Origin of the sequence: Streptomyces roseolus (genome assembly GCF_014649855.1) — a bacterium.
In the GTDB taxonomy this organism is placed as follows: domain Bacteria; phylum Actinomycetota; class Actinomycetes; order Streptomycetales; family Streptomycetaceae; genus Streptomyces; species Streptomyces roseolus.
The window spans coordinates 78,877-90,597 of record NZ_BMTV01000014.1 but is presented as its reverse complement, the minus strand read 5'-3'; the positions used below and the strand labels follow the sequence as shown (position 1 = coordinate 90,597).

Here is an 11,721-nt window from a genome sequence, read left to right as displayed (position 1 = left end):
CGCGGATGCCCCGCGGCGCCGCAGCCGCCCCGCCGCCGCCGCGGGCGCCGCGTCGCCGCGGGAACGACGCGTACGCACCCGCGCGCACGGCGGACCGGCTCGCGGCCCGGAGGCCCGCGCACGTCCGCACAGGAGCGGGCGTTAGTCTGTTGCGCCTCATGCACACGGCACACCCATCCAGCACCACCGGCCCGTCCGCCCCGCCCCCGCTGCTCCGTCTGCACCTGCTCGGCGGCTTCCGGGCGACCCGTGACGGCGGTCCGCCGCTCGCCGACCGCTGGCCCCGGCCCAGTGCCCAGGCCCTGGTCAAACTGCTCGCCGTCGCTCCCGACCACCGGCTCCACCGCGACCAGGCGATGGAGGCGTGCTGGCCCGGCGCGGACCGGAAGGCGGCCCTCGGGAGCCTGCGCGTGGCCCTGCACGCCGCCCGCCGCGCGCTGGAGCCGGAGTTGGCGCCGCGCGCCGCCTCCTCGTACCTCACCGGCGACGGCGCCATGCTCCGGCTGGAGCCGTCCACCGTATGGGTCGACGTCGACCACGCCGAGCGGCTCGCCGCCGAGGCCCTGGAGCGGGGGCACGCCGACGGATTCGCCGAGGCCCTCGCCGCGTTCACCGGCGAGCTGCTGCCCGAGGACCGGTACGCCGACTGGGCCGGGGAGCGCCGGCGGCGGATCGGCGAGCTCCGCGACCGGCTGCGGCTGGCGCACGGGACCGCGCTGCTGGAAAGGGGCGCCGCCCAGGAGGCGGCCGACGTGGCCCGGGAGGTCCTCCTCGCCGGCCCCGCCGAGGAACGCGCCCATCAGCTGCTGATCGGCGCCTATCTGCGGCAGGGACTGCGGCGCCAGGCGATCGCGCAGTTCCACGCCTGCCGCGAGGCCCTCGACGCCGAGCTGGGCATCCGGCCCGGCCCGCGGACCGAGCAGCTGCATCTCCTCGCCCTCGACGGGCCGGGCGGCGGGGCACGGCCCGCCGCCCGGCCGTCCGGGACCGCCCTGCCCCCCGCGCTCCGCACGCCTCCGCCCGGTCCGCTGCACGGCCGCGCGAACGCCCTCGCGGAACTCCTCTCCCCCCACGCGCGTCCCGTCCAGCTCCTCGGCGGGGAGGCGGGCCTCGGCAAGACCCGGCTGGTCACGGAGGCCGCGCGGCGCGCCGCGGAGGACGGCGCCGTGGTGCTGTGGGGCGCCGGTCACGACGCCGAGGGGCACACCCCCTACGGGGCGTTCGTCGAGGCGCTCGACGGCTGGCTCGCCGACCGGCCGGTCGCCGAACGCGCCCGTGCCGGGGCCGACTACCCGGAGCTCGCCGCGCTCCTGCCGTCCCTCGGCCACGCCGGCTCGGACGCCGCCCGCAGTCCCGAGGAGGAACGCGACCGCCTCTTCGCCGCCACCGCCGCCCTGCTGCGCGACCTCGCCGCGACGGCGCCGGTGCTCGTCGTCCTGGACGACCTGCACGCCGCCGACACGGGCTCCTTCCAGTTGCTCGGCCACCTGGCCCGCCGCTCGGCCGGCGCGTGGCGCTTCGCGGTGACCTACCGCCCGGAGGAACTTCCCGAGGACGATCCCCGCCGGGCCGTGCTCGCTTCCCTGCGGCGCGCGGGGCTGGCCCGGCACGTCGGCCTCGACCGTCTCGTACGGGACGACTGCCTGGCCCTCGCGGCCGACGTGCTCGGTCTGCCGCCGGGAGCGCCGGTGCCGGAACGGGTCTGGGACCTGTCGCTGGGCAATCCGCTCTTCACGCTGGAGCTGGCCCGCGAGCTGAGGGACGGCGGGGGGAGCGAGGCGCCCCGGGGCGTGCGGGAGCTGGTCGCGGGACGCCTGTCCCGGCTCGCGCCCGTCGCGCGCGGCGTCGTCGAGGTGGTCGCCATCGCCGGGGGGCACGCGGCGATGTCCGAGGTCCTGGACGTCGTCTCCTCCCTCCCCGTCTCCCCCGGGGCCCCCTCCCCCGGCGTCCTCTCCCCCGGGGACGGGCTCACCGCCGCCGCGGCGGCCGCGGGAGCGGAGGCGGCCGTCTCCGCGGCGGTCCTCGCCGAGCGCGACATCGTTGTCGACGGCCGTACCGTCGACGGTCTCGCCTTCCGTCACCCCCTCATCCGGCTGACCTGCTACGAACGGCTCTCCGCCGCCCGCCGCCGGGTGCTGCACGCCGCCTACGCCGAAGCCGTGCGCCGACGCCGCCCCGACGCCGTCGACACGCTCGCCGCGCACCTCTCCCGGGCCGACGACCCGCGCGCCACCGCGTATCTGCGGCGGGCCGCCGAGCGCGCCGCGGCGCTGTACGCCAACGACACCGCGGACCGGTACTACGCGGAGCTGACCGGCCGTCTGGACTCGCTGGCCGCCGAGGCCTCCTGGGCGCGCATCGACCGCGGAGCGGTGCTGCGGCGGATGGGCCGCTTCGAGGAGGCGGCGACCGTGCTGCGCGAGGCCGAGGCGGACCTGCGCCGGCGCGGTGACGAGGACGGCCTGGTGCTGGCCACCGGGCGCCTCGCGGAAGTGCTCGTCGGCATGCGCAAGGCCCGGGAGGGCCTCGACCTGCTCGACGCCCGGCCGCCGGCCGCCGGCGTCAGGGCCGAGTCCGCCGCCGCCCACCACGGCAGCCGCGCCCTGGCCTTTCTGGTGCTGGGCCACTACGAGGAGGCGAGAAGCGCGGCCGAAGCGGCGACCGCGTGCGCGCAGCGGGTCGTGGGGTCAGAGCGCCGGGCCCTGCTGGCCCGCAGCCTCTCCCTGCGGGCGACGGCGCTGGCGCTGGCCGGGCGGTTCGCCGAGGCGGGGCCGGTGGCCGAGGAGGCGCTCCCGCACGCCGAGGCGTACGGCGAACCCTGGCTGCTGGGCTCGGTGCTGTCCGTGCTGCGCGAGCAGGCCCGCCGGTCCGGACGGCTGCGCGAGGCCATCGCCACCGGCCGGCGCGCCCTGGCCCTCTCCGAGCGGATCGGCGACCGGTCGGGCGTCGCCTTCGAGCAGGCCAACCTCGCCGAACTGCACCTCATGCTGGAGGAGACGACCCAGGCCGCCGAGCTGGCCCGGGCCGCCGTGCGCGCTCCGTTCGGCCGGTCGACCCCGTACGCGCGGGTGGCCCTGGCACGCGTCCTGTTGCGCGGCGGGGACGGCGACGCCGGGGAGCTGTGCCGGTCCGCCGTCTCCGCGGCACGGGACAACGCCGACCGGCAGGCCGAGAACGAGGCGCGCACCGCGCAGGCCGAGTGGTTGGTCCGCTCCGGCCGGCCCGACGAGGCGCTGGTGCTGCTCGGTCAGGTCACGGGCCACACGCACGTCACCGCGTGGGCGCATCTGACGGCCGGCCGGCCGGACCGGGCGGTCGCGCTGGCCGCGGCGGAGGCCGAGCGCGCGGCGCGGACGGGAGAGCGGATCGCGGAGACCGAGGCCCGTACCGTCCATGCCGCCGCGCTCGCCGAGCGCGGTGACGCCGGGGAGGCGGAGGAGGCGTTCGCGAAGGCCGCGCACCTGGCCGAGCTGCTTCCCTACCCGGCGGCCGTACGCAGGATCCAGGAGGTCCGCGCTCCCGGCGGGTGATCCCGGCCGCCGGGGGTCCGGGCTCCGCGCGGGAGCCTCCCGCCGCGCCGCGCCGTGGCGCGGTCGCGGCCTCGCGGCGGCACGGGGTCCATGAGCGTGCTCCTGCGGGATCGGGGGCTGCCGGACGGCGCCCTTCGCTCCGGGCGGCCGGCCCGACCGGAGGCTACGGCCCTGGCGTCACCCGCCCGTCACCGGGCTCCGGCGCTCCGGAGTCCTCCGCCGCCCACGGCGGTCGGTGCGCCTCGTGGTCAGAGCGTCAGCCACCCCTTGCGCAGCGCCTGTACGCCCGCGAGGAGGCTGACGCGCCCGTCGACGGCGATCAGCTCGGTCGGCAGCGCCGGCGCCACCCGGATGTCCCTGCGCGGGCGGGAAGCAGGAGGCGGTGACAGTCGTGCCGGTCCGACGGTGCCTCAGCGGGTTTCAGTGGCCTACGGCATGATGCGGAGCACGTGACGGCCGGTCCGGCGGGGACGCCGGGCTTGTGAAGCCGTCCGGACAAGGAGGTGCTCTGTGCACGGGCCGGTCACGGACGACGAACGGGCCGCCGACGAACGGGCCGCCGAGGAACGGCGCCTGCGTGACGAGAGGTGGCAGTGGGGCGGCAGGCTGCCGAGCGAGAGGCTCCGCGCCGTCCGCGGAAGCAACGTCCTCGGCCTGGTCGCCTTCGACAGCGACCTCGTGCACGCCCTCGACGCCGCGGGGGCCGACGTCCAGCGTTCCGTGGCGCTGCCGGCCGCGTGCCGGGCGTGCGAGACGGCCGGCCTGACCACCGTGCCGTGGGTCGCCAGGGCGCTCACCGCACTGGCGGAGGGGCAACCGCTTCCGCCGCCCTTCGACGACACGGCCCGGATGTGGGAGACGCTGCGCTCCACGCCGCTCGCGCCGGGACCGCCGGTGCGAGGGGCGACACCCCCCGGACGGCCGCCCTGCTTCCCCCCGGCGCCCGCCGGGTGGGCATGGGTCCCGGCCTCGGAACCGGGAGACGACGGGGCGAAGCACCACGAACTCGGCCGACTGCCGGAAAGCCGTCCACCGGCGGTGTCCGACGACAAGTTGTCGGCAGTACGCGCGGACGTCGGACACGTCCCCGCCTTCGCCGCCCCCGCGGCGCTGACGCGTCCCGCCCCCGCACCGCAGGTCCGCGGACTGATCTCGCAACCGCACTTCGCCCTGCCCGCCGTACTCGCTGCCGCCGAGCCCTCCCCGCTCGAAGCGGCTCCGGACGCGGTGTCGCATGCGCTGGAGACGTACGGGGAGCACTACCCGGAGCTGCTAAAGGAGATCCGGTCGTTCTGCGCCGACCGGTCGGGCGGGGAGGCGGCCCCCTCGTCCCGGCGCCCCTGATCTCCGGCGGCGGACATCCGTCCCGTGGAGGGACGCACTCACCGGCCCCCGCTCCGCGGACACGGCCCCCGCCGGCGACGAGAAGTCCGCGGGCGCGGCCCGGGATCGTCCTCGCGCGGGCGGGGAGCAGGTCCGCGGCCGTCCGCAGGGGCCTCCCGTACGGGACCGTCCCGCGTACGGGAGGAGCAGACGCCCGTCCTCACCTCGCCGCTCCCTACGCCGAGGTCTTCCGGGGCACCACCTTGATGTTGAAGGTGTGGGCGCCCAGGGCGCCCGCGATGCCCATGAAGAGGAAGGCGAAGTGCTCCTGGCCCCGGGCGGTGGTGATGTCGCCGATGTCCAGCTGGGACGAGGCCGGCCAGCCGAGGTCGGCGAGCAGGCGCCCGGTGGTCCGCTTGGCCCCGGCATCGTCTCCGGAGAGGAAGACGGTGCTCGGGCCGTCGAGCTCGCCCGGCGCGACCATCGCGGTGGCGTCCATGGTGCACAGCGTCTTGACGACGGGGGTTCGGGGGAAGGCCGCCTGGATCTGTTCTCCCAGGCTGCTGTTGGGATGGGCGAGCTGGGTGTAGTCCTCGGAGAGGCCCACCCCGACGTCGACGAGAAGAGTGCCGGCCAGGGCCTCCGCGCCGATGGAACGCAGCAGTTCCACGGAGACGTCGCCAGGGGTCGCGTTGACGAGCACCTCCGCGTGAGCGGCCGTCTCCTCCAAACCCGCCACGGGAAGACCGAGGTCCGCCCGCTCCCCGGGCCGCCGCGACCCGAGAAGGACGTCGTGCCCCGCCCCCTTCCAGCCGTGGGCCAGTGCGCGGGCGACGTTTCCAGTGCCAAGCAGTCCGATACGCATACGGCGAAGTTATCGACGCACGCGTCCCCACGGGATCAGGCCATGGTCCCGTCCGGTCCCCCACCAAAGACTTAGTCCCCTAAGGGCCCCGCGCGAGCGGGGAGTTGACGACGCGGCCCATACCGGGCCGATGCCGGGGCGGTACGCGCGGCGCAGGCCCGGCGGGCCGGTCCTGGGCCCCCGCCCCGGCCGACTCCGGCGGGTGGGGGCGGGAGGGCGGGGGCCGCGGCCGGTCAGACGTCGGCGACCGGGGAGGTTCCCAGCCTGATGTTGTCCACGGCCCAGAACCAGTTGTTGCCCGCGTGGTGGACCCGGAAGCCCACCTTCACCGAGCGCGCGTCGGCCGGCACCGGGAAGGAACAGGTCACGAGTCGGTTCTGCTGGTCACGGCCGTTGTTGGTGTTCCCCGACGGCGCGCTGGAGTAGTGCAGCACCCGAGAGGTGGCGCCGGTGTCGAACACCACGGTCACCTCCGCCTCCTGCGGGCTCTCCTGCCGGTAGTGGGAGTCGAAGCCCAGGTACAGCGTCGGGGTTCCCGCCGGGATCGCGACGGCGGGCGTCGTCAGCGTCGAGTCGAAGGTGCCACGGCTGGACGGGCTGCCCGTGTCGTCCCAGTCGTCCGGGTCGGCGACGGCGACGACGCCCAGGGACCGGCCGAACGCGGCGCGTTCCTGGCCGGCCGGGAACCAGAACTGCCGGGACAGGAACGACCAGCCGTGGAGCTCCTCCGTTCCCTGCGGCATCCCGGCCGCGTTGGTGACCGTCCACCCCTCGGGCGCGGTCCGCGTCCAGCCCCGCAGACCCGGACGGCTCAGGTCGGTGGCCGGGGCGAGCCGGTCGGCGAGGGACTCGAAGTCCTCGGCGAGCAGGTAGCCGGTCATCACCGGCCCCACCCGAGCGGCCAGCGACCCCGTCTGCTCCACCGCCGCGCCGCCCGCGGTGCGCGCGCCGACGGTCGCCTTCAGCGTCGCCGAGGTGCGGGCCGCCGACGCGGGCGCCGTGACCTCCCAGACCACCTTCACCGACGTACGGGCGGGGACCGAGGCCGGGGTGTCGGCGGCCGCCTCGGCACGCCACCCGTCCGGTACCGCCAGCGCCGCCGACAGGTCGGTGAGCGGGGCGTTGCCCGCGTTGGTGACGGTCGCGGTCACGGCCAGCGGCCGCTCCGGGTACAGGGCGCAGCCGTCGGTGCCGGGGGAGCTCGCCGGCGCGGTCAGGGTCAGGGTCACCGCGCGGGCGACCTCGGCCCGGATCCGGGCGTCCGCGACGCGCAGCAGGCCGTCGCCTTCGGCGCGGGCGACGACGGTGAGGGTGGCGGCGGTGGCGTCGGCCCCGGGGGTGACCGTGAAGCGCAGGTCCGCCGAGCCGCCGCCGGGCAGGCTCCGCGGGACCGGCCCGGAGGACTCGACCGTCCAGCCGGCCGGTGCCGGCAGCGCCACCGCGAGGTCCCTCAGCCGGCCCGTCTCCTCGTTGCGTATGCGGACCGTCACCTCGGCGGGGCTGCCCTGGACGAGCGGGGCGGTCAGCGGGGGCAGCGGCTCCGGCAGGACGAGCGCCGCGGTCAGCGCCGGCCCGGTCCCGATCGCCGGGTCGGTGGCGCCCGGTCCGCTGTCCGCGGGCCGGCCGGACATCCGCCGCAGGAAGCGCGGGTCGTCCTCGTCGAGCACCACGATGTCGTACCAGCCGTGGCGGGCGAGCGGTACGGACACGGTCCTCTTCCGGCCGGGCGCCAGCCGGACGGTCCGCACGCGGTCGCCGTGCCGCGGATGGGTGGACTCCCCCACCAGGAGCGTGCGGGTCCGTCCCGACGGGTTGCTGCACTCCACGTCCACGCTGCGGGCGTGGGCGCGCTCGACGGCGTGGGCCTCGGCGCCGATGCCCGCGCCCCGCAGTTCCCACAAGGCCCAGCCGGGGCCGTGCACCTGGAGGTCGTAGCCCTCGGGGCCGTACGGCAGGCTGCCGGTGGTGCTGTCCCGGCCGGCGACGGTCCAGGTCCGCGGAGCGGTCCCGTCCCCCGGGTACGCGGTGATCGCGGCGGCCCGTCGCCCCTCGTTGCCGAGCCCCAGCCGCACCTCGGTGTCGGTGACGGTGGCGCGCAGCGAGAGCCGGTACGGGGAGGGCCGGGTGGGGCGGACGCCGGGCTCCTGGACGGGCCGCTCCTGCGTCGCCGGCGGCACCGGGTTCCAGCGGCCGATCGGCGCCGGGACCGCGGCGGGCTGCTCCACCTCGGGCTGCCGGTAGGCGCGGTCGAAGTCGAACACGGAGGTCAGGTCGCCGAAGACGCTGCGCCGCCAGGCGCTGATGTTGGGTTCCCGGACCCCGGTCCACTTCTCCAGGAACCGGATCACCGAGGTGTGGTCGAAGAGCTCGGAGTTCACGAACCCGCCGACCGTCCAGGGGGACACGACGGTCATCGGGACGCGCGGTCCGGGTCCGACGGGGCGGCCGCCCACCCAGTCGTCGCCGTCGCCGGTCTCCGGCCTGGGCGCGGTGGGGGCGGGTACGTGGTCGAAGTAGCCGTCGTTCTCGTCGAAGTTGATGAACAGCGCGGTCTTCGACCAGGTCGTGGGGTCCGAGGCGATGGCGTCCAGCAGGTCGTAGACGAGGCCGGCGCTGCCGACGGGCGTGGAGGAGCCGGGGTGTTCGGACAGTGCGGCCGTGGGCACCACCCAGCTGACCCTGGGGAGGGTCCCGGCCTTGATGTCGGCCTTGATCCGGGTGAGCAGGGTGCCCGGTTCGGAGCGGTAGGCGCCGCGGAGGAACAGCCGGCGCTCGTCCTCGGGGAGGGCGTCGACCGCGGTGCGGAACCGGGCCAGATCGGCCCGCCGCTCGCTGTCGCTCTTCGCCCACAGCTTGTCGTAGAACTCCTCGGTGGTGGCGTGGGCGAATCCGGCGGCGGTGAGGATCTTCCGGCCGATCCGCTTCCACGGCTTGAAGTACTCCACCGCGTTGTCGGTGAAGTTGTCCCATTCCTGGTAGATCTGCCAGGACACCCCGGCGGCTTCCAGACGCTCCGGGTAGGTGGTCCAGTCGTAGCCGGCGTGGCCGTAGGAGTACGCGGCGTTGGTGATGGCCCGGCCCCCGCCACCGGGTTCGAACCCGGTGGTGCCGGTCCACAGGTAGTTGCGGTTGGGGTTCGTGGAGCCGAAGACGGAGCAGTGGTAGGCGTCGCAGATGGTGAAGCGGTCCGCGAGTTCGTACTGGAGGGGGATGTCGTGGCGGTCGTAGTGGGCCATGGTGCTCTGGCCCTTGGCCGCGATCCAGTCGTTCCACCATCCGTTCGCGCGGGCCTGTACCCCGTCGGTGAAGCCGTGCGGCAGCGAGCCGAGGTACTGGATGTCGCTCTCGGGCCGCCCGGCGTCGACGGCCGCCCGCCGCGCGGAGAACGGCAGGACGGCGGGCCCTCCGGAGCGGGGCTGCTCGAACACGCTCGTGCCGTCGGGCAGTCGCAGCGCCCTGCTGTCGCCGAAGCCGCGGACGCCCCTGAGGGTGCCGAAGTAGTTGTCGAAGGAGCGGTTCTCCTGCATCAGCACGATGACGTGCTCGACGGCCCGGAGGCCGCCGCGCGGCAGGGGGGCGGCCATGGCCGTCAGGAGGGAGGGCGGCAGGACGGAGAGCGCGGATCCCGCGGCGAGGGTGCCGAGGACCTTACGGCGTGAGAAGTCGGACATGGCGGGGAGGCTAGGACGTGGCACGGCACCTCCAAAACCCGTCACGCCAGGGATTCGCCCACTGTTCACACCGGGGACTCATACGAAATCCGCAGGTCAAAGCCATGATCGCGAGGTACTGGTGGATGCGGTGGGAGCGCGGGGACCACGCCGCGGACCGATCACCCGCGGTACGCGGGCGGCAAGACGGGCCCGGAACACTCAGCCGCCGGGAAGCAGCCGGTCAAGGCCGGCGCCGCCACGGCCGCGCCGAGGTGGGCATCCCGCGAGTCGAGCGGCGCGGCCTTGCGTGTCGCTCCAGATGCGGCCGAGGCCGCCCGCGCGCAGAACCTCGCCCTGGTCGACGTCGTCGAGCGCGGCCGGCTCGTCCCCAAGGGCCCCGACGCCGACATGCGGACCTTCAAGGTCCGCACTCTCGCCGTCTACAAGGGCACCTTGCCCACCGAGGCGCAGGTCGGTCTCCCGGAGGCCTCGGCTGCCAAGCTGCAGCCCGGCAGCCGCTACGAGGTGTCCGTCCTCGGGCCCGAAGACGGTACGTGGATCGCCCGCTTCACCCGCCCGGTCCCGGCCGGAAAGACGACCGACGCGCTCGCCGCGCACTGGAGGACGGAGATCGGCAAACAGTTCGTGGAGCCGCCGTGCTCCGACACGTCCACGGCGCCGTGAGCACGATCGACCGGGAAGACAGGTGGTCTCCGGCGCGCGTCAAAGACAACCTCGGGCTTGTCCCGCAAACCTTCTCCGAGTCGGCATGTACGAGCTGGTCGCTGTTCGGGACGACCGCTTAGGGGCCGGAGCGCAGAAAGAGGCCCGAGGTGGTCGACGATGCGGCCGGCCGTGGGCCTCGAGACGCCGAAGAGCGGGGCGAGCCGGCGCGGGGTCAGGTGGGTACGCCAGTACGCGGCCACCAGGAGCACCGGTCTTCCAGCGGAATTCCCGCGGCCGGCCTCGTCGCGCGGTGTCGGCGCCTTCGCGCCGCAGCGCACGTACCACCCGGTCGAACCGGCGTGGGGCCACTCCGGTGGACGGGGCCGTCCAGGACGGCTCTGAAGCCGTGTTCGCACCGGGCCCAGCAGAGTTCATCGACGAACGGCACCAGCCGGGGCGATCTCAGCCGAGGAAGTCCTTCCAGAACGGCACGGAAGCCCGCGGATCCCAGGGCGCGTTCTCGTCGACCTCGCCGAACTCGCGGTCGATGCAGTCGGCCAGGTCGTGGCCGTAGGAGATGATGTCGGTTCCCCACACCGACAGGACCGGGTGTCCCGGAGTGCCGTGACCTGCGGGTATGAAGCGGTGCGCGTAGACGGGAACGAGTCGCGGCGCTCGTGCGAGTACCGCTCGGGCCACCTCCACGGCCTCTTCACCGGAGGTCGGACGTGCCCCCAGGGCCGGATGCCAGCTGCCGTGGGCGACGTCGCCCAACACTTCTCGTACCGGCCACTCCAGCCGATGGCGCAGGTCGTCTTCATCGGCGTGACGCCAGTCGGGCCAGGGCTGCTGCCACGTCGCACCTTCCTCGGGAGGCGAGGCGACCGGCAGCCCGGCCGCCAGGAAAGCGCGATGCTCCAGGGAGAACTCGAACCCGTAGGTCGCCTCGATCCGGCTGAACTCTTCCTCCATGAGCCCAGGAGCCATCTCGCAGCAGTCCGCCTCCGCCAACCGTCGCGCTGCCTCCTCACCCAACCGAGCGCCATCAGTGTCGATCACTCCGGCACCGTACACACACCGCTCGCACGGCATCACAAGTTCTCGAGTCCTGGCGTGGGCCTCCAGACCATTGCGGAACGGCCCTTGGCTTGATCTTCGACCCGTGCGGCGAGGTCGTGGGGCGGCCGACTCCTGTTCCGGGGCGCCGCACACGGCGACGACGGCACGGGGCCGCGCGCCGGCTCACCGACGGGGGCCGCCGCCCGGGCCATCTCCCGGTCGAACGGGCCGCACCCTGTCGGCACTCGGCCACGCCGAACGCCGCGGACGCCGGCGCGCGAGCGGCTGTGGGGCGGCACAGAGCGCCGCCGACCTCTCCACCGCCCACGAGGCACCCCCCTGGGCCGAGGCCACCGCGGAAAACCTCGGCCGGTTGGAGCTCCCCCACCTCGCCACCACGCCGACGACGGCGGCCACCAGGGAGTCCTCCGGCGGCAAGACGCAAGCGCACCGCCGTGGTCGCCGTCCCGATGCCGGCGACACGGCGCCGGGATGTGCCGGCGGGTCAGGACGGCGCAACCGGCCGCGCCGGGAGGCTTTCGGCACACTGGCGGGCAAGACCGATCGCGGAGCCCGATCCGCCCGTCTGCCGCTGCCCGCTCCGGCTCCCCGGGCGGGACGGCCC

General features: G+C 75.3%; 6 protein-coding genes and 1 pseudogene. 3 read left to right on the top strand and 4 right to left on the bottom strand.

Annotated features, from left to right (window positions below):
* Positions 1–158 precede the first annotated feature (158 nt).
* Complete coding sequence (locus IE245_RS18335) at positions 159–3,530, top strand: ATP-binding protein (RefSeq protein ID WP_189948834.1); 3,372 nt, start codon at positions 159–161, stop codon at positions 3,528–3,530.
* A 510-nt stretch (positions 3,531–4,040) separates the two neighbouring features.
* A complete protein-coding gene (locus tag IE245_RS37035) occupies positions 4,041–4,874 on the top strand; it encodes a hypothetical protein (protein ID WP_229851362.1) in 834 nt (277 codons plus the stop codon).
* Between the two features lie 214 nt (positions 4,875–5,088).
* On the opposite strand, the gene IE245_RS18325 is transcribed toward IE245_RS37035, so the two are convergent.
* Together IE245_RS18325 and IE245_RS18320 are read right to left on the bottom strand one after the other, a co-directional pair.
* Positions 5,089–5,718 (bottom strand): NADPH-dependent F420 reductase, encoded by a 630-nt coding sequence (locus IE245_RS18325; protein WP_189948832.1) that lies wholly within the window; start codon positions 5,716–5,718, stop codon positions 5,089–5,091.
* Between the two features lie 233 nt (positions 5,719–5,951).
* Complete coding sequence (locus tag IE245_RS18320) at positions 5,952–9,389, bottom strand: phosphocholine-specific phospholipase C (RefSeq protein WP_189948829.1); 3,438 nt, start codon at positions 9,387–9,389, stop codon at positions 5,952–5,954.
* A 285-nt stretch (positions 9,390–9,674) separates the two neighbouring features.
* On the opposite strand from IE245_RS18320, the gene IE245_RS18315 reads away from it, so the two are divergent.
* Entirely contained in the window at positions 9,675–10,055 is a 381-nt protein-coding gene (locus tag IE245_RS18315) for a hypothetical protein (protein WP_189948999.1), read from the top strand.
* Between the two features lie 122 nt (positions 10,056–10,177).
* On the opposite strand, the pseudogene IE245_RS18310 reads toward IE245_RS18315, so the two are convergent.
* Together IE245_RS18310 and IE245_RS18305 are read right to left on the bottom strand one after the other, a co-directional pair.
* A pseudogene (locus IE245_RS18310) lies at positions 10,178–10,472 on the bottom strand (helix-turn-helix domain-containing protein); the annotation flags it as partial.
* Positions 10,473–10,499: 27 nt separating this feature from the next.
* Positions 10,500–11,096: a hypothetical protein gene (locus tag IE245_RS18305; RefSeq protein ID WP_189948819.1), complete on the bottom strand. Its 597-nt coding sequence runs from the start codon at positions 11,094–11,096 to the stop codon at positions 10,500–10,502.
* Between the last annotated feature and the right edge of the window lie 625 nt (positions 11,097–11,721).

Coding starts and splice junctions, on each gene's coding strand:
- IE245_RS18335 (WP_189948834.1), top strand. CDS start 159: ATGCACACGGCACACCCATCCAGCACCACCGGCCCGTCCGCCCCGCCC.
- IE245_RS18325 (WP_189948832.1), bottom strand. CDS start 5,718: ATGCGTATCGGACTGCTTGGCACTGGAAACGTCGCCCGCGCACTGGCC.
- IE245_RS18320 (WP_189948829.1), bottom strand. CDS start 9,389: ATGTCCGACTTCTCACGCCGTAAGGTCCTCGGCACCCTCGCCGCGGGA.